At 66.9% G+C, this 24,575-nt stretch carries 22 protein-coding genes; 9 read left to right on the top strand and 13 right to left on the bottom strand.

Going from position 1 to position 24,575, the window contains the following annotated elements; all coding sequences use genetic code 11:
* Positions 1–172: 172 nt before the first annotated feature.
* The 5 genes from AC1DRE_RS08585 to AC1DRE_RS08565 are packed head-to-tail and all read right to left on the bottom strand — an operon-like array spanning position 173 to position 6,174.
* Positions 173–1,624 carry an aldehyde dehydrogenase (NADP(+)) gene (locus AC1DRE_RS08585; RefSeq protein WP_476984230.1) on the bottom strand — a complete coding sequence of 484 codons (1,452 nt, stop codon included), beginning with the start codon at positions 1,622–1,624 and terminating at the stop codon, positions 173–175.
* Positions 1,621–2,751, bottom strand: coding sequence for a mandelate racemase/muconate lactonizing enzyme family protein (locus AC1DRE_RS08580; protein WP_476984229.1), 1,131 nt, complete (start codon positions 2,749–2,751; stop codon positions 1,621–1,623). The genes AC1DRE_RS08585 and AC1DRE_RS08580 overlap by 4 nt, the downstream gene beginning before the upstream one ends.
* Positions 2,751–3,656 carry a 5-dehydro-4-deoxyglucarate dehydratase gene (locus AC1DRE_RS08575; RefSeq protein WP_476984228.1) on the bottom strand — a complete coding sequence of 302 codons (906 nt, stop codon included), beginning with the start codon at positions 3,654–3,656 and terminating at the stop codon, positions 2,751–2,753. The genes AC1DRE_RS08580 and AC1DRE_RS08575 overlap by 1 nt, the downstream gene beginning before the upstream one ends.
* Positions 3,653–4,657, bottom strand: a complete 1,005-nt coding sequence (locus AC1DRE_RS08570; RefSeq protein ID WP_476984227.1) for an NAD-dependent epimerase/dehydratase family protein — start codon at positions 4,655–4,657, stop codon at positions 3,653–3,655. The genes AC1DRE_RS08575 and AC1DRE_RS08570 overlap by 4 nt, the downstream gene beginning before the upstream one ends.
* A gap of 29 nt (positions 4,658–4,686) precedes the next feature.
* Positions 4,687–6,174, bottom strand: coding sequence for a Gfo/Idh/MocA family protein (locus tag AC1DRE_RS08565; protein WP_476984226.1), 1,488 nt, complete (start codon positions 6,172–6,174; stop codon positions 4,687–4,689).
* Between the two features lie 179 nt (positions 6,175–6,353).
* Here AC1DRE_RS08565 and AC1DRE_RS08560 point away from each other — a divergent pair, with 179 nt between their 5' ends.
* Positions 6,354–7,373: a LacI family DNA-binding transcriptional regulator gene (locus AC1DRE_RS08560; RefSeq protein ID WP_476984225.1), complete on the top strand. Its 1,020-nt coding sequence runs from the start codon at positions 6,354–6,356 to the stop codon at positions 7,371–7,373.
* Between the two features lie 86 nt (positions 7,374–7,459).
* Here AC1DRE_RS08560 and AC1DRE_RS08555 read toward each other — a convergent pair whose 3' ends face one another.
* Positions 7,460–8,050 (bottom strand): TetR/AcrR family transcriptional regulator, encoded by a 591-nt coding sequence (locus AC1DRE_RS08555; RefSeq protein WP_476984224.1) that lies wholly within the window; start codon positions 8,048–8,050, stop codon positions 7,460–7,462.
* A 109-nt stretch (positions 8,051–8,159) separates the two neighbouring features.
* Between AC1DRE_RS08555 and AC1DRE_RS08550 the strand changes: the two genes are divergently transcribed.
* Positions 8,160–9,458 (top strand): MFS transporter, encoded by a 1,299-nt coding sequence (locus AC1DRE_RS08550; RefSeq protein ID WP_476984223.1) that lies wholly within the window; start codon positions 8,160–8,162, stop codon positions 9,456–9,458.
* Positions 9,459–11,957, top strand: coding sequence for a beta-glucosidase (locus AC1DRE_RS08545; protein ID WP_476984222.1), 2,499 nt, complete (start codon positions 9,459–9,461; stop codon positions 11,955–11,957).
* A 114-nt stretch (positions 11,958–12,071) separates the two neighbouring features.
* On the opposite strand, the gene AC1DRE_RS08540 is transcribed toward AC1DRE_RS08545, so the two are convergent.
* On the bottom strand, positions 12,072–12,779 hold the full coding sequence (locus AC1DRE_RS08540) for a FadR/GntR family transcriptional regulator (protein ID WP_476984221.1): 708 nt from the start codon (positions 12,777–12,779) through the stop codon (positions 12,072–12,074).
* 118 nt (positions 12,780–12,897) lie between these two features.
* Between AC1DRE_RS08540 and AC1DRE_RS08535 the strand changes: the two genes are divergently transcribed.
* From AC1DRE_RS08535 to AC1DRE_RS08525, 3 genes are all read left to right on the top strand, one after another.
* Entirely contained in the window at positions 12,898–14,271 is a 1,374-nt protein-coding gene (locus AC1DRE_RS08535) for an alpha-hydroxy acid oxidase (protein WP_476984561.1), read from the top strand.
* A 262-nt stretch (positions 14,272–14,533) separates the two neighbouring features.
* Positions 14,534–15,283, top strand: a complete 750-nt coding sequence (locus tag AC1DRE_RS08530; protein WP_476984220.1) for a GAF and ANTAR domain-containing protein — start codon at positions 14,534–14,536, stop codon at positions 15,281–15,283.
* Positions 15,284–15,397: 114 nt separating this feature from the next.
* On the top strand, positions 15,398–15,763 hold the full coding sequence (locus AC1DRE_RS08525; RefSeq protein ID WP_476984219.1) for a YegP family protein: 366 nt from the start codon (positions 15,398–15,400) through the stop codon (positions 15,761–15,763).
* Positions 15,764–15,877: 114 nt separating this feature from the next.
* Here the strand turns inward: AC1DRE_RS08525 and AC1DRE_RS08520 are convergent, their stop codons facing one another.
* Positions 15,878–16,459, bottom strand: coding sequence for an ArsR/SmtB family transcription factor (locus tag AC1DRE_RS08520; RefSeq protein ID WP_476984218.1), 582 nt, complete (start codon positions 16,457–16,459; stop codon positions 15,878–15,880).
* Positions 16,460–16,561: 102 nt separating this feature from the next.
* Between AC1DRE_RS08520 and AC1DRE_RS08515 the strand changes: the two genes are divergently transcribed.
* Entirely contained in the window at positions 16,562–17,107 is a 546-nt protein-coding gene (locus AC1DRE_RS08515; RefSeq protein WP_476984217.1) for a hypothetical protein, read from the top strand.
* On the opposite strand, the gene AC1DRE_RS08510 is transcribed toward AC1DRE_RS08515, so the two are convergent.
* Positions 17,104–18,327: an acetoin utilization protein AcuC gene (locus AC1DRE_RS08510; protein ID WP_476984216.1), complete on the bottom strand. Its 1,224-nt coding sequence runs from the start codon at positions 18,325–18,327 to the stop codon at positions 17,104–17,106. The genes AC1DRE_RS08515 and AC1DRE_RS08510 overlap by 4 nt on opposite strands.
* Positions 18,328–18,431: 104 nt before the next feature.
* On the opposite strand from AC1DRE_RS08510, the gene AC1DRE_RS08505 reads away from it, so the two are divergent.
* Positions 18,432–19,865 (top strand): TrkH family potassium uptake protein, encoded by a 1,434-nt coding sequence (locus AC1DRE_RS08505; protein WP_476984215.1) that lies wholly within the window; start codon positions 18,432–18,434, stop codon positions 19,863–19,865.
* Positions 19,858–20,544: a potassium channel family protein gene (locus tag AC1DRE_RS08500; protein WP_104173368.1), complete on the top strand. Its 687-nt coding sequence runs from the start codon at positions 19,858–19,860 to the stop codon at positions 20,542–20,544. The genes AC1DRE_RS08505 and AC1DRE_RS08500 overlap by 8 nt, the downstream gene beginning before the upstream one ends.
* 11 nt (positions 20,545–20,555) lie before the next feature.
* Here the strand turns inward: AC1DRE_RS08500 and proC are convergent, their stop codons facing one another.
* From proC to AC1DRE_RS08480, 4 genes are all read right to left on the bottom strand, one after another.
* The gene (gene proC / locus AC1DRE_RS08495; RefSeq protein WP_476984214.1) at positions 20,556–21,389 is read right to left on the bottom strand and encodes a pyrroline-5-carboxylate reductase; all 834 of its coding nucleotides are present in this window, start codon (positions 21,387–21,389) and stop codon (positions 20,556–20,558) included.
* Positions 21,390–21,951: 562 nt separating this feature from the next.
* Complete coding sequence (locus AC1DRE_RS08490; protein ID WP_476984213.1) at positions 21,952–23,253, bottom strand: RNA polymerase sigma factor; 1,302 nt, start codon at positions 23,251–23,253, stop codon at positions 21,952–21,954.
* A gap of 18 nt (positions 23,254–23,271) precedes the next feature.
* Positions 23,272–23,613, bottom strand: coding sequence for a YciI family protein (locus AC1DRE_RS08485; protein ID WP_476984212.1), 342 nt, complete (start codon positions 23,611–23,613; stop codon positions 23,272–23,274).
* Between the two features lie 124 nt (positions 23,614–23,737).
* Positions 23,738–24,574 (bottom strand): sugar phosphate isomerase/epimerase family protein, encoded by an 837-nt coding sequence (locus AC1DRE_RS08480; RefSeq protein ID WP_476984211.1) that lies wholly within the window; start codon positions 24,572–24,574, stop codon positions 23,738–23,740.
* Between the last annotated feature and the right edge of the window lies 1 nt (position 24,575).

Raw genomic sequence — 24,575 nt, 5'->3', positions numbered from 1 at the left:
GGACGTTTGATTTCCCGCCTGCATCCACAATGAGCCCCTCCCCTGGCGCTAAGTGTGCTGCGACCAGCGCTTCAACTACGGCTGGTCATCAACTGAGATCAGCATCCTCCAGCAAGATTGCAGCAACGTTTCCGGAGGGTGATTTTCCTGTGTCGCTTGCGCAGGGACCGGATCAGGGAAGCACCAGAACGCCGTCAACGCGGCGCGGGATGCCCAGCGGGTTGGCTTCCCGGAGGGCAGGATGCAGCACAGATTCCGGGGCGTCCTGGTAGGCCACGGGACGCTGGAAGCGGCGGACCGCCGTCGCCCCCACCGAGGTGAACAGCGACGTGGTGGCCGGGTACGGGCCGCCGTGCTGCTGGGCCCAGTTCACCGCTACGCCGGTGGGCCAGCCGTCGAACAGCACGCGTCCGGCGAGGCCGGCAAGCTGCTCCACCAGCCCTGAAACGTCCTCGCCCGGCTGCGCGTGGACGGTGGCGGTCAGGCTGCCGGGAACTTTGGCCAGAACGGCTGAGAGCTCCGCCTGGTCCGTGTATTCGATCAGCAGCGTGGTGGGGCCGAAGCACTCCTCCAGCAGCTCGTCCGGGCGTTCCAGGACGTTGGCGGCGGAGGTGGAAAATACCACCGGTGCGGCGCCGTCGCGGGTGGCGTCCTGGTCCGCCGTGCCGCTGACGATGGTCACGTCGGGCAGCGAAGCCACGCTCCGCAGGCCGCCGGGGTAGGCGTCGGAGATCCGGCTGGTGAGCATGGCCGCCGTCGGCTTGTCCTTGCTTGCCTCAGCCAGTTCGGCTGCAAAGCCGGGGCCTGCCGGAATGAAGACCAGGCCCGGCTTGGTGCAGAACTGGCCGGCGCCCATCGTGAAGGATGCTGCAAGACCCGCCGCGAGCTGGCTGGAACGCTCGGCCAGCGCGGCCGCGGTGATGACCACGGGGTTCAGGCTGCCGAGCTCGCCATAGAACGGAATAGGATCGGGCCGCGAGACGGCGAGGTCAAACAGCGCGCGGCCGCCCGGGATGGACCCGGTGAAGCCCACGGCCTTGATGGCAGGATCCTGCACCAGCGCACTTCCCACCTCGCGGCCACTCACCAGGGCGAGCAGGCCCTTGGGGGCGCCGGCCGCGGCCAGCGCCCCGGTGACGATTTCCGCCGTCCGCCCGGAGAGCCTGAGGTGGCCGGAGTGCGCCTTCACTATGACGGAACAGCCGACGGCGAGCGCCGACGCTGTATCGCCGCCCGCCACGGAAAAGGCGAACGGGAAGTTCGACGCCGAGAAGACAGCCACCGGCCCGATCGGCTTCAGCAGCCGCCGCAGGTCAGGCTTGGGCGGCATGGCCGCTGGATCGGCGTGGTCGATCACCGCTTCAAGGTAGGAGCCTTCGGTGATCACCGTGGCGAACAGCCGCAGCTGCCCGGATGTGCGGGCCACCTCGCCGGTCAGGCGGACGGTGCCGAGCCTGGTCTCCGAGTCGGCGATCTCCACCAGTTCGGCCACGTTGGCGTCCAGAGCGTCGGCGACGGCGTTGAGCCAGCCTGCGCGCTCGGCGTCCGACGCGACGGCCGCGATGGAGGCGGCCCGGGTGGCGGCAGCCGTGAGCTCGGAAAGTGAAAGGGTTGCTGTTGTCACAGTGACTTCCTGTTCTGGTTGTCGGCGGATGGACCGCTGAAGGCGAAGCCCAGTCCTGCCCGGCCGGCGAGGGTAAGCCGGCTGTTGCTGACCCGCACGGGCGACGGCCCGTCAAGCACACCCAGCTGTTCGAAGGAGGCGTCTTCGACGTCCTCCACGAGGGTGGGTTCGGCCATGGTCAGCGCGAGCTGGCCGGAGAGCTCCGGCAGCAGGTGCGGCATGACCCCGATGCTGTGGGTGCGGGCCAGTTCCACGATGCGGCGGAAGGGCGTGATGCCGCCGACGCGGATGATGTTGGGCTGGATGATGTCCACCGCTCCGGCCTCGATGAAATCGCGGAAGCGGTAGATATTGTGCAGGTTTTCGCCCAGTGCGATGGGCACGGGTGAGTGCTGACGCAGCCTGCGGTAGGCCCAGAGGTCGTCCGCCCGGAGGGGTTCCTCGAGCCAGTCCAGGCCGAACTCCCCCAGGACCTCCAGGGCACGGAAGGTGGTGGGCAGGTCCCAGCGTTGATTGGCGTCGATCATGAGCTTCCGGTCCGGCCCCAACACCTGCCGGACAGCGGCAACACGTTCCGCGTCTTCCCGGACGTCCGGCTTGCCCACCTTGATCTTGACGGCACTGTGCCCGGCCGCCACCCAGCGCTCCGCCTGCGCCACCAGCTCCTCGAGGGAATAGTGGAGGTTCACGCCGGAACCGTACACCTCCACCGAATCCTGGCGCTGGCCCAGCAGCCCGGTCACCGAGGTGCCGCCCCGGCGGGCCTGCAGGTCCCACAGCGCAAGGTCCACGCCGGCCATCGCTATGGTGGTCAGTCCCCCGCCGCCTGCCTCGTGCAGCCGTTTCCACAGCTGGTCCCACACCGTTTCGGGGTTCGCTGCAAGCCCGGCGATGAAGGGCGCGATGTCGAAGTCCAGGAGCGCCTTGACCGCCTGCGGGCCGATGGTGGGCGTCCAGGAGAACCCGTACCCAGTGCCGCCGTCGTCCGTGTGGATCTCGGTGGCGATCACGTGGTTTTCCGGTGCCTCCGCGCCCCAGCTGCGCAGCAGCGGAACCGTCAGGAGGCGGGCGGACAGACCCGTAATGAGCGGCGCCGTCCGGACCGCTTCGGCGACGGGCGCACTCATTAGCGGCCGGCCAGCTCGTAGCCCTTGGCCAGGATGGCCTTGAGCCGGACCAGTTGCTCTTCGGTGGGATCGACCAGCGGGGCGCGGACCGGGCCCACCGGCAGGCCGCCCAGCCGGAGCCCGGCCTTGATCAGGGAGACGCCGAAGCCCGGGGTCTGGTCGCGGAGACGGACCAGCGGGGCGTAGAAGCCTTCCAGCAGGGCGTGCCGGCGGTCCTCGTCACCGGAGACGTAGGCGTCGTAGTAGGCCTTGGCTATTTCCGGAGCCATGGCGAAGGCCGCCGAGGAGTAGAGCGGGATGCCCAGGCCGCGGTAGGCGCCCTGGGTCAGTTCCGCGGTGAGCAGGCCGTTGAAGAGCAGGAAGTCCTCGCGGCCGGTGGCGTTGATGGCGCTGACGATTTCCTGGGCCAGGCCCACGTCGCCCAGGCCGTCCTTGAAGCCGATGACCTTGGGGTTGGCGGCCAGGCGGGTCATGGAGGCGGCCGTGTATGTGGCGTTCCCGCGGTGGTAGACGATCACCGGCAGGCTGCTGGCCGCGGCAACGGCCTCGATGTATGCCACCAGGCCGTCGGCGGGGCCGGTGACGAGGTACGGCGGGAGGACCAGCAGGGCGTCGGCTCCGGCTTCCTCGGCCACCCGGGCAGCGGCAAGCGCATGGCCCAGCGGTCCGCCGGCACCGGCAACCACCGGCACCTGGCCCGCTACGGCCTCGACGGCGGCAGCCACCACTGTGCGCACCTCGTCAATGCTCAGGGCATGGAATTCACCGGTGCCGCAGGCCGGGAACACTCCGCCCGGACCGTGCGGCAGGCGGGACGTGATGTGCTCTTTGAGGATTTGCACATCCACGTCCCCTTCCGGTGTGAAGGGTGTGACAGGGAAGAACAGAACGCCGTCGAATTTCATGGGGTCTCCTTGGATCCTGTGCCGGCCGCGACCAGCGCGTCGGAGTTCTCATCGTTGAGGGGCGGAACATTGAGGGGCTGTGCATCGTTTGGCCCGGACAGTGGCCCGGACAGCTCGGTACGCCAGCTGCGCGTGGGCTCCCAGCCGAGCAGTTCGCGGGCCTTGGTGATCGAAAATGCCGGGCTGGTGCCCGTGAGTCCGGCGGCAAGCTCCGCACTGCCGGGCAGGAATTGCGGCATCAGTTCGGCAAGGGGCGCCGTGGCCAGTGCGTCAGCGGCCCCCACGAAGAAGGTCTGGCCGTTGGGAATGGTGTCCATCTTGGCCAGCAGCAGGTCCAGGAAGTCCGCCACGTCGCGCGCATCCACGTAGTTGAAGAGTGCCGGCGCGGACAGGGCCGGATCGGCCAGCCGTTCGCGGACGGTGTGGCCCTGCTGGGTGGGCGCGCCCGCCCATTCCTCAGGAGAGATCACGTAGCAGGGACGGAAGGCCGCGTACCGGATGGCGTCCCCCTGGGCGGCGGCGAACATCTGCACCGTCTGTTCGGCGATGAGCTTGGACAGCGCGTAGGCGTTCCAGGGCCGGGGTGTGGTGTCCTCGTCCACCGGGAAGCTATCCGGCAACCAGCCCGCGGGCGAACCGTAGCCCAGCACCGTGGGGCTGCTGGCCGTAACGATCTTGCCGATGCGCAGTTCCGTCGCGGCGCTGATGACGGCGTACGCCAGCCTCGTGTTGGTGCTGAGGATGACGTCTTCCGGCGCGCTGAACGGTACGGCGATAGCCGCAAGGTGGACGACGGCGTCTGGGGCTGTGTTCCGAAGGAGGCGTACCGCCTCTCCCGGCGCCAGGAGGTCGGCGGTGCGCTGCTCGACGCCGTCGGGCAGCTGGGCGGCGGGAACGGCGTCGCGGTCCACGGAGATGACTTGGTGGCCTGCGCCGGCGAGGCCGGCAACAACGCTGCGTCCCAGCCGGCCGGAGCCGCCGGTAACAAAGATCCTGCTCATATTGGTTCCTTTAGGATTCAGGCCGCGGGCTAGGCGCCGCGGCGAAGATCGACGCCGAGTCCCAGGTCCGCGGTGCGGACCGGCAGCCCGGATTCCAGGGAGGCATTGCCCGCGATGCCGACGGACACCGAGCGGAGGCCGTCCAGGTAGCCGGAGGGCCGGCCCAGGGGATCCTCGCCGGGGCCGTTGAACAGATCGGACAGGAGGAGTTCGTCGCCGCCGCCGTGGCCGCCTTCGCCGTTGACGATGGGCACCTCGTAGGCCGGCTCCCAGTGCCGCTGGACCACCAGGCGTTCGCCGTTGCGGCGGACCGCGTCCTCTTCCTCGACCGGCGTCGCGGACGGGTCAACCACGGTCTTCTTGTCGGTGCTGTTCAGGACGGCGGCGCGCTCCACGACTTCAAGCTCCGCCCGGCCTTCGGTGCCGTTGACCGCCACGCGGTAGCCTTCCCACGGGCTGTGGGCGTTCAGGGAGTAGCTCAGGCGCGGCCCGCCCTGGTACTCCACCACGAGCGCCAGGTTGTCCTCGATGGTGATGCCTGCCGTGAAGACGTCCTGGTCGCGGCGGTAGCCGTCGAAGTGCTCGTTGTCCAGGAAGAGTGCCTTGAGGCGTTCGTCGTCACGCAGGTCCAGCGCAAACGGGTCCTTTTCGGCCGTTTTGTCCCCGATGCCGGGGGTTTCGGCGTCGGGCGTTCCGCGTTCCGGACGCGGGCCCAGGCCGCGTTCGGCGGCGTTCTTGTCGCCATAGAACTTCAGGCCGCCGGAGGCGAAGACCCGCTCGGGGACGTCGTTGATCCACCAGTTGACCAGGTCGAAGTGATGGGAGGCCTTGTGGATCAGCAAACCGCCGGAGTTCTTCTTTTCGCGGTGCCAGCGGCGGAAGTAGTCCGCGCCGTGGACGGTGTCCAGGACCCAGCTGAAGTCGATCGACGTGACCTTGCCGATCACGCCGCTCTGGATGATTTCCTTCAGGGCGCTGTTGCGCGGGGAGTAGCGGTAGTTGAAGGTGACCACCACGTTGCGGCCGGTCTCTTCCACCGCCTTGGTGATGCGGCGGCAGCCTTCGGCATCGATGGTCAGCGGCTTTTCCACGACGACGTCGGCCCCCGCTTCGAGTGCCTCCACGATGTAGTCAGCGTGGGTGTAATCAGGCGTGGTCACCACCACACGGTCGATATCGTTCTCCCGAATGAAGGCCGTGAGACCGACGGGATCAAAGGCCGCAACGGGACCGGGTGCCCCCAGCTCCTGGATGAGCCTCTGGTAGAACTCCACCCGGCCGGGGTTGACGTCGGAGAGGGCCACGAGTTCCGCCGTGTCCGAGTGCTTGCCGTAAACGGCCCGGATGTACATCTCGGAACGGCCACCCGTGCCGATCAGGACGATCCGCGCCTTGCGCACCGGGCTGGCGGAGCGGACCGGGTTGGCGGAGCGGACAGAGCGGGCGGCTGCATCGGCAGTTGCGTCGTCGGCTGCGACGGCGCTGCCTGGATTGACGGTATTGGCTGTGTTGCCCATTGCGGTGTAACCCTTTCGGAAGGCAGGAACCCTGGCCGCTTGACGGCCGGTAGCGGTACGGTGAGAATTATGAGAAAGCGTTTTCTCAGAGCGTTATAAGCTTTGTATCAAGACTCTGGCGGTCACGTCAACCATCACCCGGAACGGGGAGGAGTCGGAGAAGCCCGGAAAGGGGCCACATGGGCAGGAGAGCCACCACCCGGCGAATCGGCATTGCCGACGTCGCCCTCAAGGCCGGCGTTTCGCACGCGACCGTTTCGCGTGTGATGAACGGCAATTTCACTGTTGACGCCACCATCGCCGCCCGGGTCCGGGCCGCAGCCACCGAGCTGAACTACCAGCCGAACCCTGTGGGCCGGAGCCTGGCACTGGGCAAGACCGACACCATCGGCATTGTGGTGCCGGACCTCTCCAACCCCACGTTCCAGGCGATCCTCCGCGGCCTCAGCATGGCCGCAGCACAGGACGGCTACCGCGTCCTGATCGCCGACTCCTCCGAGGTTTCCAGCGAGGAGGCCATCCTCGCCGGCGAGGCGCGCCGCCGCTGCGACGGCCTGGTACTGTGCGCGCCGCGCATGAGCGATGCCGAACTGGAAGAGCTGGCGCCGTCACTGCACCCGATGGTGCTGATCAACCGGACCACCGACGCCCACGCCCCCAGCCTGATGGTGGACTACGGGCAGGGCATCCAGGAACTCGCGGAACACCTCGTGGGCCTGGGCCACACGCGGCTCGCCTTCCTGGCCGGCCCAGAGAGGAGCGCGTCGAACGGCCTGCGCCTCCTGGGACTGGAGAAGTTCAAGGCCGCCCACCCGGAGATTGACCTGCAGATGCTCGACGGCGGCTCCAACTTCGAGGTGGGGCACCAGTCTGTGGATGCGGTCCTTGCGAGCGGGGCCACCGGCGTCCTGGCCTTCAACGACCTTGTGGCCATGGGCCTGCTGAGCGGACTCCACGAGCGCGGCATCCGGGTCCCGGAGGACATCTCAGTGACGGGCTTCGACGATATCCCGTTTGCCCGCTACACCACGCCCACCCTCACCACGGCAGCGGTTCCCATCACCGAACTGGGCCAGCAGGCGTGGCACCGGATGCGGGACCTGATTCGCAACGTCCCCTCCGATGCAGCCCCCCAAGGCCCCACGGTATTCCAGCCGCGCCTGGAAGGCCGCGGCAGCACGGGACCGGCGAAGGAGTAGCCCCTCCCGAGGAGAGTTTTTGTCCAGATAATGGCACCTGGGACCCCTTTTGGGGCCATTATCTGGACAAAAACTCTCAGCCGGGCCTAGGCCGCGGGCGGAGCCAAGAGGACGTCGACGAGCGTCGTCAGACCATCCGCCATGTCCACACTCTTGTCATAGAGCCACTGCAACTGCAGGCCGTCGAAGGCCGCCACCACCAGCCTGGCGAGCATCGTGGCGGACACGTCCGTGCGCACTTCGCCGGCGTCCTGGCGCCGGGCGATGTCCTGGGCAAGCTCCTCCACCACCTGGGCATAGCGCTCCTGGAAATAGGGGTGGGAATCATGCCCCGGGTCATTTGCGGTGGCTGACGCCACGGCGTAGAGCGTCGTAAGCCCCGGCTCCTGGCGGTTCCGCTCGGCGATCGACGCCAACATCCGGAGGCCCACATCCGCCTCGTCACTGGCGGCCAGGCCGCGCCGGTCCCGTTCGGCAAGGACCGCCGTCAACAGCTCCTGCTTGCCCCGGAAATAGTGGAACAGTGTTGCTTCCTTCACGCCGACCAGCTCGGCAACCCGTTTGAGCGCCGTTCCCTCGAAGCCTTCCGTGGCAAAAACGTCAGTGGCCGTCTGGATTATCTGCTCGCGGCGTTCCGCCCCTTTTGCATAAGGGCCGCGGGTCTTGGTCGGTGACATTGAGCCAGTGTATTTCACTTTGTTCTTTAAAAATCTAGTCAGACTTGGTTTTTGTCGCTAGCATCATTGTCAGGACCCAACGGAGGGTCACTTTTCGTCAGGAGGCAATGTGGCCGTCAAGACCATTACCCAGGATTCCGCCGCTTCTCCGGCCAGCGGAACCCCACACAGCAGTAGTTCAACGGGCAGTACTGCAACGAGCAAGGCTCCCCGCGCCTATGTCATCGGCATGCCCATCGCGAGCGCAGGCCTGTGGATGGCCGTACTGGCACCGGCCCTCGTGGTGCTGGCCATCAAGGTCTCTGAGATCACCACACCCGACACCCGGGCAGGGGCGCTGAGCCTCGTGGCCGGCGTCGGCGCCATGGTGGCCCTGCTTGCCAACCCGTTCTTTGGCAGGCTCAGCGACCGCACCACGTCGCGGTTCGGCATGCGCAAGCCCTGGATCGTCGGCGGCTCCCTCCTGGGGCTGGCATCGCTCTTCCTGCTGGGCTCCGCCGCAGACGTCGCCACCGTGCTCATTGCGTGGGTGATCGCCCAGCTGGGCTTCAACGCCGCCCTCGCGGCACTCGTGGCAACGCTCCCCGACCAGGCCGCCCCGGCCGAGCGCGGGCGTCTGTCCGGGCTGATCGGCATGACCCTGCCCGTGGGCCTGGTCGCAGCGGCCTTCTTCGCGCAGCTGTTCGACAACGCACTGCAGATGGCCGTGGTCCCCGGTGTTGTGGGAACCGCAGTGGCAATTGCCTTTGCCTTCACCTTCAAGGACCGCGTCCTGACGGAAAAGCCGGCCCCGCTGAACCTCAAGGAGATCGTGGGGTCGTTCTACTTCAACCCCCGCACCTATCCCGGACTGGGCTGGGCCTGGCTCACCAAATTCATGGTCTACATCGGCTACTGCGCGGGTCTGCTCTACCTGCCGTACTTCTTCACGGACCACCTTCACGTTGCTGAAACTGACGTCACCAGCCTGGTGTTCCAGGCCACCCTGGTCAGCTCCGCGGGCACGGTCGCCACCAGCCTTGCCGGAGGCTGGATCAGCGACCGCATCGGCAAGCGCAAAGGCATGGTCATCGCCTCGGCACTGATCATGATGGTGGGCCTCATCGTTATTGCCACCAGCAGCACCACCGACCAGGTCCTCGTGGGCCAGGCGATCGCCGGGCTCGGCCTCGGCTGCTTCGGTGCGGTGGACGTCGCCCTCATCGCAGACCTCCTGCCCGGCAGCCAGTCAGAGAACGCCAAGACCTTCGGAGTCTTCAACATCGCCCAGGCGCTGCCCCAGTCCCTGGTGCCCGCCGTCGCCTTCCCCGTCATCGCCTTCGGCGGTTACCCCGCACTGTTCCTCGGCGGTGCAGCCGTCGGCATCATCGGCGCTGTCCTCGTCATCCGCATCAAAGGAGTCAAGTAAATGAACCCCGCACTGTCACCGGCCGTAGCGGTCCCTGCCCCGGATTCCCCGGACGCCGAAGCACGGATCCGCGAACTCGCCCAAAGCCTTACCCTCGAGCAGCAGGTCCAGCTGCTGACCGGCGCGGACGTCTGGGCCACGCATTCCATTCCTGAAATCGGGCTGAGCCGCGTGGTGATGTCGGACGGGCCGTCCGGCGTCCGCGGCGAAGACTTCGATGAACGCCACGACTCCATCTCCTTGCCGTCGTCGTCCGCCCTGTCCGCCACCTGGAGCGTCGAAACGGCGCGCCGCTACGGCCAGGTCCTGGGACAGGAAGCGCGCCGCAAGGGCGTGCACGCCGTCCTGGGCCCCACCATCAACCTGCACCGCTCCCCGCTGGGCGGCCGGCACTTCGAATGCATGAGCGAGGACCCGCGGCTCACGGCAACCATGGCCGCCGGGTACGTCGCCGGCGTGCAGTCCATGGGCGTCGGCGCCACGCCCAAGCACTACCTGGCCAACGAGGCCGAAACGGACCGGTTCACCGCGGACTCCGTGGTGGCCGAGCGCCCCCTGCGCGAGCTCTACCTGGCGGCCTTCGAGGATGCCATCACGGAGGCCCGCGCGTGGCTGGTGATGAGCTCCTACAACTCCATCAACGGCACCACGGCCAGTGAGAACAAGCTGCTCGAAACCCCGCTGTCCACCGAATGGGGCTTTGACGGCGTGGTGGTTTCGGACTGGACCGGTGTCCGGTCCGTGGACGCGGCCAACGCACACCAGGACCTCGAAATGCCCGGCCCGGTGGGCCACTGGGGCCCCAAGCTGCTGGCCGCCGTGAATGATGGGCGGGTCAGCCTGGACGCCATCCTGGAGAAGGTCACGCGCATCCTGCGGTTGGCAGCCCGTGTGGGTTCCCTCGAGGGATTCACGCCCGCCGTGACGGAACTTCCCGCCCAGCTAAACGGTGCCGCCGTCGCCCGTGAAGTGGCTGTCCGCGGCGCAGTGCTGGTCCGCAACGAAGGAGGCCTCCTGCCGCTGGACGCCACCAGGCTCAGCAGCGTAGCGGTGATCGGCCACAACGCCGAGGAAGCGCGCACCCAGGGCGGCGGCAGCGCCACCGTGATGCCCAAATACACCGTCTCACCGCTCGAAGGGCTGCGGAAGGCACTGCCCGACAACGTCAACGTCAGCTACGTCCGCGGCGCCAAGGTCGCCGAGGGGTTGCAGGCGTTCCCCCGCAACTCGCTCCGCAACCCGGTGTCCGGCGTCCCCGGCATGCGGGTCACGTTCCTCGCCGGTGACGGCTCGGAAATTTCCGGCGAGGACCGCCTCGCTTCGCACCTGATCTGGTTCGGCGTGGGCATCCCCGACGGCGCAGCCGCCATCCGGATGCAGGCCGACTGGACCGCCGAGACGGCGGGCGTCCACCACCTGGGCGTAGGTACGGTAGGCCAGATCCGGTTCGCGCTCGACGGCGCCGAGGTATTCAACCGCGAGCTCGAGGACGACACAGACGTCCTCGGCGCCGCCCTGTTCGATCCGCCCAAGACGGTCCACGCGATTGAAACCGCGGCCGGCCAGCGCGTGCGCATCGAGGCCGAGTACCAGCTGCCGAAGCAGCAGGTCATCCCCTTCACCGCGGTCCTCCTGGGCGAGGAAACGGTGGTCACCGACCCGCAGGCCGAGATCGATGCCGCCGTCGAAGCCGCACGGGCCGCCGACGTGGCCGTGGTCGTGGTGGGCACCAATGCGGCCATCGAGTCCGAAGGATTCGACCGCAAGGATCTGGATCTTCCCGGCCGGCAGAACCAGCTGGTGGAGGCCGTGGCCGCGGTGAACCCGCGCACCGTGGTGGTGGTGAACTCCGGTTCGCCAGTGCTGATGCCATGGCTGGACAAGGTGGGCGCCGTGCTTCTGGGCTGGTTTGGCGGCCAGGAATTCGGCACCGCGATCGCCGACATCCTGCTGGGCGCCGAGGAGCCGGGCGGACGCCTTCCCACCACCTGGCCGGCCGCGCTGGCGGATGTGCCCGTCCTCAACACCACGCCCGTTGACGGCAAGGTGGTCTACTCCGAGGGCATCCACATCGGCTACCGGGCCTGGCTCAAGCAGGAAGCTGCCGGCGGAGCCGCCCCGGCCCTGCCGTTCGGTTTCGGACTGGGCTACACCACCTTCGAGCTTGGTACCGCCCACGCGCCCCAGTCGGTTCCCGCCGGGCAGGACGTTGTGGTCCATGTTCCGGTCCGGAACACCGGCACCCGCACGGGACGCGAAGTGGTCCAGGTGTACCTTGACCGCCCGGAGTCGGCTGTGGAGCGCCCGGTCCGCTGGCTCGCCGGCTATGCCGGAACGCACCTTGCACCGGCCGGAACGGACAGCATTGAGGTGCGCATACCGGCGAAGGCCTTCGGGCATTACGACGGCGGGTGGCAGGTCGAGCAGGGCACGTTCCGCCTGCTGGTGGGCCGGCACGCGGCTGACGATTTCCAGGTGCTGGAGATCGAACTCCGCTGACGCCCCCGCCTCCCTCCCTTCCCCCCTTCCTCCCTTCCTCCCTTCCGAGTTTTTGTCCAGATAACGTGAGATAAACAGGCCTTTGGGCACGTTATCTGGACAAAAACTCCAGGGCTAAGGCCGGGTTGGGTCCGATTCCTTCGGGCCCAGCCCGGCTTCTTTGTAGTACCCCTCGATGTGGGCAGCCACAAGCCCGGCGGCCATGCCGCCGTCGTGCCTGTGGATGGCTGCCAGGATTTCGCGGTGCTCCACGCGGAGGCGGGCGGCGGTGGTCTCCCAGTCCGGAAGGTTGGCCGTGAGCTTGCCGGCATAGCTTTGGATGGCCTCCCGCAGCGAGCCCATCATGGCACTGACCACGGCGTTCCCGGCGGCTTCGGCGAGGGCCAGGTGGAAGCGGACGTCGAGCGCCAGGAATTCGTCCGTATCCGGGCACGCCTCCATTTCTTCCAGCAGCGCGGCGGCCTCGGCGAGCGCCGGGGAATCCGTGCGGGCCCGGGCCACTGCCCAGGATTCCAGCAGCACTCGCGTCTGGACGATGTCTGCCACGGGAAGGTGCGAGGTGGCCACATGCAGGCGCAGCGCCGAGCCGAGCGCCGCCGTCGGGTCTGCAATGACCACGGTGCCGGCTTCGGGACCGGACCCCACGCCCGCGCGCACGACGCCCATGGCCTCCAGGATCCGGATCGCTTCCCGGACGGAGGTGCGCGAGACCTGCAGTTGTTCGGCGAGCGTCCGCTCCGCCGGCAGCCGTCCGCCCAGGGCCAACTCGCCGCTCGACAGCTGGTGCTCGATCCATTGCAGGACCAATTGATGGGTACGCATGGGCCAATAGTACTTGATGTGGTTGGACCACATCCTTTAGAGTGTGGTTAGACCACAGAGGCTCCTGTCCAGCACCATCCTGTCCAGAGCCACCAATCCCTATGCCCCGGAGGCAGCAATGACGCACACCATCCAGCCCAACAACCCGGAGACCACGCCGGCCCCCGACGCGACCGACGTACCCGGCACCGCCACCGGCCCGGCTCCCGCTGGCCCCGGCGCCTCCGCAACGGGCGCAGTGAACCGGGCGGCAGCCGCGGTCCCCGCCGCGCTCAAGCGTCGCGTGCCGAAGTACTCGGACCTCGCCCCGCTGATGCAGTTCAAGAAGCCGGAGTTCAGCCGCGCCGCAAAGCTCCAGCGCGCCAGCACCATCTGGGAGCTGAGGGACATGGCCAAGCGCCGCACCCCGCAGGCGCCCTTCGACTACACCGACGGCGCCGCGGAAGCCGAAATCACCCTTCGCCGTGCACGCGGGGCGTTCCTGGACTTCGAGTTCCGGCCGGGCATCCTCCGGAACGTCTCCAGTATCGACCTGAGCACCGACATCCTGGGCAAGCCGTCGCGGCTGCCTGTTGGCATCGCACCCACCGGCTTCACCCGGATGATGCAGTCCGAGGGCGAGTACGCCGGCTCCCAGGCTGCCGAGGCCGCCGGAATTCCGTACACGCTCTCCACCATGGGCACGGCATCCATCGAGGACGTCGCCGAGGCGGCGCCCAACGGACGCAACTGGTTCCAGCTGTACCTGTGGACGGACCGGGACCGCTCCCTCGAACTGATCGAGCGCGCCGCCAAGGCAGGCAACGACACCCTGATGGTCACGGTGGACACCGCCGTCGCCGGCGCCCGCCTCCGGGACGTCCGCAACGGCATGACCATCCCGCCGGCACTCACGCTAAAGACCGTCCTGGACGCGTCCTACCGCCCGGCCTGGTGGTTCAACTTCCTCACGCACGAGCCGCTGACGTTCGCCTCGCTCTCGCGCTATACCGGCACGGTGGCGGACCTGATCAACTCCATGTTCGATCCCACGCTCACGTTCGAGGACCTGGACTGGCTGCGTGAAACGTGGAAGGGCAAGCTGGTGGTCAAGGGCATCCAGACCGTCGACGACGCCCGCAAGGTGGTGGACCACGGCGCTGACGGAGTGGTCCTCTCCAACCACGGCGGACGCCAGCTGGACCGCGCCCCCATCCCGTTCCACCTGCTGCCCGAGGTGAAGGAAGCCTTCACCAAGGACAACAGCGACGCGGCGATCATCCTGGACACCGGCATCATGAGCGGTGCGGACATCATCGCCGCGCTGGCCCTTGGCGCCGACTTCACACTGATCGGCCGCGCCTACCTGTACGGCCTCATGGCCGGCGGCCGCGCCGGTGTGGACCGTGCCCTCCAGATCCTGGAGAAGGACATGACCCGCACCATGGCCCTGCTGGGCGTCAGCAAGCTCTCCGAGCTCACCCCGGACCACGTGCGGATCCTCGGCAAGTAGCCCGGGTCCCGTTTCGAAGGCCCCGCCCAACTAAGTAGCAGCAGATGTCGTTTTGAGCGCTCAGAACGACACGTGCTGCTACTTACTTGCGGATCGGGGCTGTGACTGTTGGCCGGGAACCAGCCGGGCTCGTTCGAAGGATGTGGCCTACGCTATAAATATCTAGATTTTCACAGCGCTATCTGTACTGGCATCGACGGATGTCGTGCCTGAAAACGGGAAGCTGATGAATCACACGGAGCAGCGGAGGCTAGGGATGAGCGTGAACGGACCAGCGGTAAGCAATACCGGGCAGGGAAACGGCCGTGTCAGCTCCGAGCTGGCTGCCCAGCTCAGTGACCTCGCACGGGAGCTGCAGCAGGACGATGATGTCCACGCCGTCCTGTCCGGCATCGTGCAGGCTGCCCTGGACCTGATCCCAGGCACTGCGCATGCCTCCATTAGCCTCGTTACGGGCCGGAAAAAGGTTGATTCCGAAGTCGCTTCGGGAGACCTGGCCCGCCAAGTCGACGCCCTGCAGAGCTCCACCGGGCAAGGGCCCTGCCTGGACGCGGCTTACGGGGACCGCGTGGTTCGTGTTCCAGACCTCAGCCTGGAAGACCGCTGGCCCGAATTCTCTCAGGGCGCCGTGAAACTCGGGGCACGGAGCATGCTTTCGTTCCAGTTGTTCGTTGAAGGTGATCGGCTTGGCGCGCTGAACCTCTACGGCGCCGAACCGAATGCCTTTGACGACGAATCCGAGCAGGTCGGCCTCCTTGTTGCCGCGCACGCCGCCGTTGCTTTCGCGGGCTCCCAGAAAATCAATCAGCTCGGCGAAGCGCTGCTTTCCCGGCAGCTGATCGGCCAGGCAGAAGGCATCCTGATGGAGCGATACAAGCTCACAGCGGAACAGGCCTTCCTCCTCCTCACCCGTGCCAGCTCCAGATCCAACATCAAACTCCGGGATATTGCCGAACACCTTGCCAGCAGCGGGGAACTTATCGCTCCGAGGTTCTCTGCCGCCGACAGCTGAGCGGCCGCAACGGCGCAGCCACCTTCTGTCGCTGGCAAATCCGGGCGCTGTCTTGAGGGCGTATAGTCAGACAAGGTCAAGACGCGGCCATTGGAACCTCATTGTGGAGCTACCATGCCGAAGTTTTCCCAGGGCCCGCCTTCCGCCGCCAAAGGCGCTCTCGTGTATCGGGGCCGGCCACTTGTCCCGGCGCCAGCAGGGCCCGACGCTGTTCCCGTCGATGAACTTCCCTGGCGCTCAGCGCCCGGTACGTTTGAGATTGTCCGCGCCGACGGAGGAGGCTTCCTCCTACGGCTCGTTGACAAGAACGGGACCCTGCTTGCCTTTTCCCGGACGTATCCCGACATTTCCGCCGCGGTGGAAGGTGTCGAGGCGCTGCGGGAAGGCGCTGCAACGTCCCATATCTCGGACCAGACGGCCCGCCCTCCGGTGCCGAGCCTTCCTACGACACCGGTCCCCCGACGCCATGCGCAGGGCTAGCTGACACAACCGCCGACACGGGGATCCCGTGTCCGGTGGCTCAACTAGGTAGCAGTAAGTGTCGTTTTGAGCGCTCAAAACGACACTTACTGCTACCTAGTTGAGGTTAATGGGCTACTTCTTGCGGCCGAACTTTGGCAGGTTCGCAATGAGGTCGGCGGCCTTCGTGGCGGCACGGCCCACGGTGCGGCCGATCTGCTGCGGCACCGAATCATCCCCGGCCGTGGCCACCGGAATCGCAACGGCCGGGCTCAGCTGCCCGCCCGCGGAGACGCCGGACACTTCCGCGGCCGCGGCGGCGGGGCGGGTCCCTGCACTGGCCGGCACCGGCGACGGCGACGCGGCCACGGGTTCGGCGTCCTGCTCCGTTTTTTCCTCCAGGATCCGCGCGGACGGTGAGCTTGCGGCCGGTGCGCTTGCGACGGCGGCCCGCGGCCCGACGTCGAACGTCTCCAGCCAGTTGGCCACACCGGCAAGCGGTTTGGGATTCAGCGCGTAGTAGCGCTTCTGGCCCTGGGCACGCATGCTGACGAGGTCGGCCTCGCGGAGTACTTTCAAATGTTTGGAAATGGTGGGCTGGCTGGCGTCCAGTTCCTCAACCAGCTCCCCCACTGCTTTGTCCCCCGAGCGGAGGGATACCAGAATGTCACGCCGGGTTGCCTCAGCAATGACGGCAAATACGTCGTCTGTCACCATGTGATCCACCCTAGCGACATATACGCCGGATGGCATCCACTATTTCGCCCCGCGCACCGGCCATTGCCCCGTACCCGCCACGGTGCTAGAACGGACTCACGGTTGCCCCGGGCTGTCCGGCTGCCGCCGCACGAACATGAGGGGTGGGTGGCCATGGATTTCCTGCGCCAGCAGCTGTTCAACATCATCGCTTTTGTGTTTTTGGGTCTGTTCGTGGCGGTCTGGACCTCCGTGCTGCTCCGCGTCGGGTTCTGGGTTCCGGACGGCAGGACTGTGGCGCCGCCGCTGAACGGCGCCCTTGTCACCGCCGCAGGTGTGCTGGCCACATCACTGAGCTCACTGACGGCATCGGCCCTGGGGTTCACCATTGCCGAGGTCCGCCGCGACGAAGAAGTCCGCCGTGATCTCCAGCCCGGCGACGCCGACGCCGGCGTTGCCTTCAACCCGGCCGAAGTCACGGCCCGGCTGTCCCCACGGATTGTGGCGGCGGTAGTGGTCTACCTGGCCGTGGGGCTGCTGGTCCTGCTGCTCTGGCTGGTCAAGGGAACCGCGTCCACGGACCTGATCGGTGCGTTCGCGCTGTCCCTGCTGGGCTGGCTCATCGGCGCCGCCGGAGTGGTGTTCCAGACGGAAAAGCCGGTTTCCTAGTCGAACCAGGGATCCAGGCCGTAGAGCGGGAACAGTTCCTTGCGGGTGGCCATCACCGTCCGGTCCACCTCGTCATTGGGATCGAAGCCGACCTCCCACGAACGCCACCACAGATCCACGTCGTCGCCCATGAGCTCGGGCGCAGAGACGCCGTATTTGGCCCCGTATTTGTCCTGGACGTACTGCCGCCAATCCTCGGGAACCGGGGTGCGGAGCGGGACCGGCCGGCCGGCCGCGATCGCAATCAAGTGACTCCAGGAGCGCGGCACAACACTGATGACGTTGTAGCCGCCTCCACCCGTGGCAATCCACCGGTTGCCGCAGTAACGGGCAGCGAGGTTCCCGACGGCGGTGGCGGCCTCGCGCTGGCCGTCCACGCTGATGTTGAGGTGCGTGAGGGGATCCAGCCGGTGCGAGTCGCAGCCGTGCTGGCTCACGATGACCTCGGGTTCAAAGGCACCGATGAGCTGCGGGACCACGGCATGGAAGGCCCGCAGCCAGCCGGCGTCGCCCGTCCCTGACGGAAGGGCCACGTTGACTGCGCTGCCCTGGGCGTTGGGGCCGCCGATCTCGTTGGCGAAACCCGTGCCGGGGAACAGCGTCAGTCCGGTCTCGTGCAGGGAGATGGTGAGGACCCGGGGATCATCCCAGAAGATGCTCTGCGTCCCGTCGCCGTGGTGGGCGTCGACGTCGATATATGCCACACGCTGCACGCCGCCGTCGAGCAGCTTCTGGATCGCCAGGGCGGCGTCGTTGTAGATGCAAAAACCGCTGGCGCGGTCGCGGGCCGCGTGATGCATGCCGCCACCGAAATTCACTGCCCGCACCGCACTGCCGTCCAGGATCGCACCGGCCGCCAGCAGCGAACCGCCGGCCAGCCGGGCGCTGGCCTCGTGCATTCCGGCGAAAGCGGGGTCGTCCTCTGTGCCGAGGCCGCGCTCCAGGTCGGGGACGTCCGGGTTCAGGCTGACGCGCCGGACCGCCGCCACGAACTCGGGGCTGTGAACGGTGGACAGTTCGTCATCTCCAGCCACGTCCGGGGCAGCCACGGTGACGTGCGCCAGGTCCAGCAGGCCCAGGCTTTGGGCCAGACGGGCGGTGAGCTCCATGCGTTCGGGGGCCATCGGGTGCCCGTGGCCGAAGTTGTAGGCAGTCATGGCCATGTCCCACACCACCGTCGTTGGCAGTGCGGGCTGAGCGAGTCCGGGCAGGAATGTCATCAAGGACAGGCTACCTGAGCCTGGTGGCCGAAATTCCCGGTCATCGCGCGGAATATAGTGGTTTACTACTGAAGGAAGCCGTTTCAACCGAGGAAAAGCCGCACATGACGCAAAGCCAGCCGAGGTCCAAGAGCCCGGCTAACTGGCATCCCGGCATGCCGGAGCGTGAGGGCCTGTGGATCTTCACCGGCATCCGCGACTTCATCGACAACATCGCCAACACCTCACCCGCGCGGCTGGCACTGACTGCGTTCGGTGTTGTCATCCTCGTGTTCACGGGGCTCCTGTCCCTGCCGGCGTCGTCCGCCACAGGCGACTTCACCCCCCTGCACCAGGCCCTGTTCACCGCAGTGTCCGCTGTCTGCGTCACCGGCCTCACCGTGGTGTCCACCGCCGTGCACTGGTCCTTCTTCGGCCAGCTGGTCATCCTGATCGGCATTTTCGTGGGCGGCCTCGGCACCCTGACCCTGGCCTCGCTGCTGGCGCTGATGGTCAGCAAAAAGCTCGGCGTGCGCGGCAAGCTGATCGCCCAGGAAGCCATGAACAACGCCGGCCGGCTCGGCGAGGTCGGTACCCTGCTGCGGATCGTCATCACCACGTCCGTGGTCATTGAAGCAGTCCTGGCGCTGGCGCTGGTCCCCCGGTTCCTGACCTTGGGCGAAAGTTTTGGCCAGTCTGTGTGGCACGGCGTCTTTTATGCCATCTCGTCCTTCAACAACGCCGGTTTCACGCCGCACTCCGACGGCATCGTCCCCTACGAGACCGACCTGTGGATCCTCATACCGCTGATGCTAGGCGTGTTCTTCGGCAGCCTGGGCTTCCCCGTGGTGATGGTGCTGCAGCAGAACGGGCTGAATTGGAAGAAATGGAACCTGCACACCAAACTGACCATCCAGGTGTCGTTCATCCTGCTGGCTGCCGGAACCGTGCTGTGGGGGCTCATGGAGTGGGAAAACATGCGGACCATCGGTTCCATGGACGTCGGCGACAAAATCACGCACTCGCTCTTCGCTTCCGTCATGACCCGGTCCGGCGGCTTCAACCTGGTGGAGCAGAACCACATGGAATCCACCACTATGCTCCTCACGGATGCGCTGATGTTCGCCGGCGGCGGCTCGGCATCAACGGCCGGCGGCATCAAAGTGACCACCATCGCCGTGATGTTCCTGGCCATCGTGGCCGAAGCCCGCGGCGATGCAGACGTGAAGGTCTACGGCCGCACCATCCCGCAGGGAACCATGCGGGTTGCCATCTCTGTGATCGTGGCCGGCGCAACGCTGGTTTCCGTTTCAGCCTTCATGCTCCTGCACATCAGCGGTGCTTCCCTGGACCGGGTGCTGTTCGAGACCATTTCAGCTTTCGCCACCGTGGGGCTCAGCACGAACCTCAGTGCCGAACTGCCGCCGTCGGGCGTTTATGTCCTGTCCATGCTGATGTTTGCGGGCCGCGTCGGCACCGTAACCCTTGCCGCTGCCTTGGCATTGCGCCAGCGCAGCCAGCTGTACCACTACCCGGAAGAGAGGCCCATCATTGGCTGATCCGTCAGGCGCCACCCACCGCCCCGCCCACAATGCCCCCGTTCTGGTGATCGGACTGGGCCGTTTCGGCTCATCGACCGCCGAACAGCTGGTCAAGCAGGGCCGTGAGGTACTGGCCATCGAGCGTGACCGCAATCTGGTGCAGAAATGGGCCCCGGTGCTCACCCACGTGGTCGAGGCCGATGCCACCAACATCGACGCCTTGCGCCAGCTCGGCGCACAGGAGTTCAGCTCCGCCGTCTGTGGTGTAGGCACCTCGATCGAGTCCTCGGTGCTGATCACCGTGAACCTGGTGGACCTCGGCATCGAACACCTCTGGGTCAAGGCGATCACGCCCTCGCACGGCAAGATCCTCACCAGGATCGGCGCCAACCACGTGATCTATCCGGAGGCCGACGCCGGCGTCCGGGCCGCGCACCTGGTCTCCGGCCGGATGCTGGACTTCATCGAGTTCGACGACGACTTTGCGATCGTCAAGATGTACCCGCCGCGCGAAACCGTGGGTTTCACCCTGGACGAGTCCAAGGTTCGGTCCAAGTACGGCGTCACCATTGTTGGCGTGAAATCGCCCGGCGAGGACTTCACCTACGCCCGGCCGGAAACCAAGGTGTCCTCCCGGGACATGCTGATCGTGTCCGGCCACGTGGACCTGCTCGAGAGGTTCGCTGCCAGGCCGTAGCCCGGCCCCGCTTACCCGAGCTGGGTTGTGATCTCGGCGGCGCGGGCCGCTGCCGCGCGGGCGCCGTCGGCGATGATCGCCGGCATGCCGCGGTCGTCAAACGTGGCAATGGCGCGTTCCGTGGTGCCGTTCGGGCTGGTCACGGCCTTGCGCAGCGCGGAGGGGTCCGCGCCGGGCTCTGCCAGCATCAGCCCGGCGCCCGCCACGGTTTCCCGGGCCAGCAGCAGGGACAGCTCAGGATCCAGCCCGAGTTCGACTCCGGCGGCAGCCATCGCCTCAGCCAGGTAGAACGCGTAGGCCGGGCCCGAACCGCTGATGGCGGACAAGGCATCCACCTGCTCCTCGGGCACCTCCACCACAGTCCCGGCGCCTTTGAGGACGTCCTTGGCCAGCTGCAGCTGTTCGGCCGAGCAGTTGGTTCCGGGCGACACGGACACGACGCCGCGCCCCAGCTTGGCGGGAGTGTTCGGCATGGAACGGATCACCGGCTGGCCGGCCGGCAACGCGGCCTCGAGCTGCGCGATGGACACCGCAGCGGCCACGCTGATCACGATGGTCGTCGGGGACAGCGAATCGCTGATCTCCCGGGCCAGGTCCGTGATACCCACGGGCTTGACGCCAAGAATCACGACGGCGGAGCCGGTGGCGGCCTGCTTGTTGTTGTCCGGCTCCTCTTCGCCTGCGATGGCCGTAATGCCATGGTGGCGCTGGGCAAGTTCGGCAGCACGCTCCGCGCGCCGGACAGTCGCCACGACGTCCGCCGGGTCCGTTCCAGCCTCCAGCATGCCGCTCATGACGGCCTCGTTCATGGATCCACAGCCAAGGAATGCGATTCGGTTACTCATTGGTCCATCATTGCAGTTCGCTGCTGGTTGTCGCATCCGGAGTCTATGGACCGGCCCCCTGGCCGCAGTCGGCGGGACCGCCGAAACTCATTCACAGGTGACTCACATGCTCGCCGCAGCTTCCTCACAAAGTGGGCCCCTAACGTAGTACTTACCTCATTGAGGGTGCGAGTGATGAGGCAAGCATGGGGATGTTTGCCCGGCACCGGTGGTCCACAGCAGGTTTCCCCCATTTTCCTGCCAGGGCCGCCGGTGCTTTCTCTTTTAACCGTTGCCTCCCCGCCTGACCGGTGTCCCGGCTTTGAACCTGCGTCCCGTTACCATCAGGCGGCTTCCCTAGCTACCGGCGCTGCAACGCATTGCCAGCCTACGCACAGGGAAAACTGCTGAAACACCCATCCTGGGTCTGTAACTTGGAAAGTGCCTCATAGGTGCGAGTGATGACAGTCGGTTCCTCGGAACCGGCGCGGCGCCGGGCGGTTGCGGAAGGGTTCCCCCAATTCCTTCGGCAGGACCGCCCGGCGTTTTCGCTTTAACCGAGGATTCGCTTTGAGGCGAGGTTTCAGCCCCCTTCGGGCAGCCCCACGAGCCGGCCCTCAAGGAACCGCCGCTCAGCTGCATTTCCTGCCAGCCCCAGCGCGTCACGGTACGCCGCACCGGCCTCCCGGAAGCGGCCCAGGCGCCGGAGCAGGTCCGCCCGCACAGCGTGGAAGAGCCCGTAGCCAGCCAGATCCAGCCCGTCCACCAGTCCGAGGGCCGCCGCAGGGCCGTGCACTTCGGCAACGGCCACCGCGCGGTTGAGGGCCACTACGGGACCGGGTGACAACTGCAGCAGCTGATCGTACAGCGCCAGGATCTGGCCCCAGTCCGTCGCTTCGGCTGACGGGGAGTCACTGTGGACCGCGTTGATAGCGGCCTGCACCTGGTACGGTCCCGGCCGCTTTCGGCGCAGGCACTGCCGCACGATGGCCTGGCCCTCCGTGACCAGGTCCTTGTCCCACAGCGTCCGGTCCTGGTCCGGCAACAGCACCAGGCCGCCGTCGGCCGTCATCCTGGCCGCGCGCCGCGACTCAATCAGAAGCATGAGGGCCAGAAGCCCCTGGGCTTCGGGTTCATCCGGCATGAGCGAAACAAGGAGCCGGGCCAGCCGGACAGCCTCCGTGCAGAGATCGTCCCGGATCAGCGCCTCGCCGGAGCTCGCGCTGTAGCCCTCATTGAAGATGAGGTAGACGACGGCGAGGACAGCCGTCAGCCGCTCCGGCAGTTCCGCGCCGCGGGGCACCCGGTACGGAATCCGGGCGTCCCGGATTTTCGCCTTCGCCCTGACCAGCCGCTGGGCCATGGTTGCTTCGGGAACCATAAAGGACCGGGCGATCTCAGCGGTGGTCAGTCCGCCCAGGAGCCTCAGCGTCAGTGCCACGCGGGCCGGCATTCCCAGGGCCGGGTGGCAGCACGTGAAGATCAGCCGCAGTGTGTCATCGCGCATCTCAGCCTCGTCCGCCAACTCGTCCAGCAACAGGTCCTCGGGCGCCACACCGGAAGCTTCCCCTGTCCGGGAATGCAGGAGGGCGGCCTGCGCATATTTGTCCTCGCCGGCGGCGTCCCTGCGCAGCCGGTCGATGGCCCGGTTCCTGGCAGTGGTGATGATCCACCCTGCCGGGCTGGGCGGGATGCCAGCGGACGGCCAGCGCTGCACGGCCGCGGTGAAGGCGTCCTGGACGGCGTCCTCGGCGATATCGAGGCTGCCGAAGACCCGGACCAGGACTGCCACGGCGCGGCCGTACTCCTTGCGGAAGATCCGGGCTATCGACTCCGTAGAGTCCTCCGCAGCAGAATTCCCCGACGTGGAACCGGGCCCGGTCATCCGGATGCGTCCGAGTCCCTAGTGCTGGAAGGGGCGCACTTCAACGGGCAAGGTGACGGCCTTGGCCAGTCTGCGTCCCCAGTCCAGCGCGGCGTCCAGGTCCTCGACGTCAATGATGGTGAATCCCCCGAGGTGCTCCTTGCCTTCGGTGAACGGGCCATCTGTGATGAGCACTTCGTCGTCCTTCGGCCGCAACACGGTGGCGGTATCCGCGGGATGGAGCCCGGCGGCGAACACCCAGGCACCGGCCGCCTTCATTTCCTGGTTCAGGGTGTCCAGGTCGCGCATGATCGGCTCCAGGAACTCCGCCGAGGGAGCGGGACCGTCGGGCTGGTAGATGCTGAGCAGGTACTGTGACATTTGGTTTTCCTCCTTGAGGATTCGGCCGGCCCGGTGCCGGCCTCTCACCTTCTATACGAACGGCGCCCGTCCGTATCGACACCGCCTGCGGCACCCAGTGCATCTTTTCCTTGCGAAGGCCTGCCTAGGCGTCCCTTGCTCCGACCAGCGGGAGGCTCAGGTGCTGCCGGGCAAACCTCAGGGTTTCGTTCAGCCATTGTTCCCGCTCCCCCGCGAACTTCGCCCGCCGGGTGGAAATCTCCGCCACCACCACGCCGTCGAAACCGCTGCCGGCCAGGTGCTGCAGCGCCTCGGCGCAGCCCTGATTGCCGCGTCCGGGAATGAGGTGCTCGTCCCGGCCGGAGCCGGATCCGTCCGTCAGGTGGATGTGCCGGAGCTTGCTGCCCAGGGCCTTGATCGCCTCAACACTGTTGGCCCCCGCAGTGGCGGCGTGCGAGAAGTCCCACGTGACGTCGTCGTAATCCTGGCCCAGCGGGTCCCAGTGCGGCAGGTAGGCAACCGTCTCCCGGCCCCGCACACGCCACGGGTACATGTTTTCCACGGCGATCCGCACCTGGTACATGTCGGCGAGCTGGCGTATGCCGGCGGGGAAGTTCTCCGCGTAGTTGCTCTGCCAGCGGAACGGGGGATGCACCACCACGGTGCCGCAGCCCACCTCACGGGCCATCCGGCAGGACATCTCGATCTTGTTCCAGGCCGATCCCCACACCTTCTGCGTCAGCAGCAGTGTCGGTGCATGGATGGAGACGATCGGCTGCCGGTAGCGGTGGCTGAGCTCCAGCAGGGAATGCGGGCTCTGGCTGGTGGCATTGTTGGTGACCATCACTTCCACGCCGTCAAAGCCAAGGTCCTGCGCCACGGCGAAAGCATCATGCACGCTCAGCGGGTAGACGGAGGCGCTGGACAGCGCCACCGGGATCACGCGGTTTTCTTCAGTGGAAGGTTCGACGCCGTTACTCATC

The sequence above is a fragment of the Arthrobacter sp. P4_H3 genome, assembly GCF_056400885.1.
Note: the sequence above shows the minus strand (reverse complement) of the source record. Positions and strands in the feature narration are given on the sequence as shown.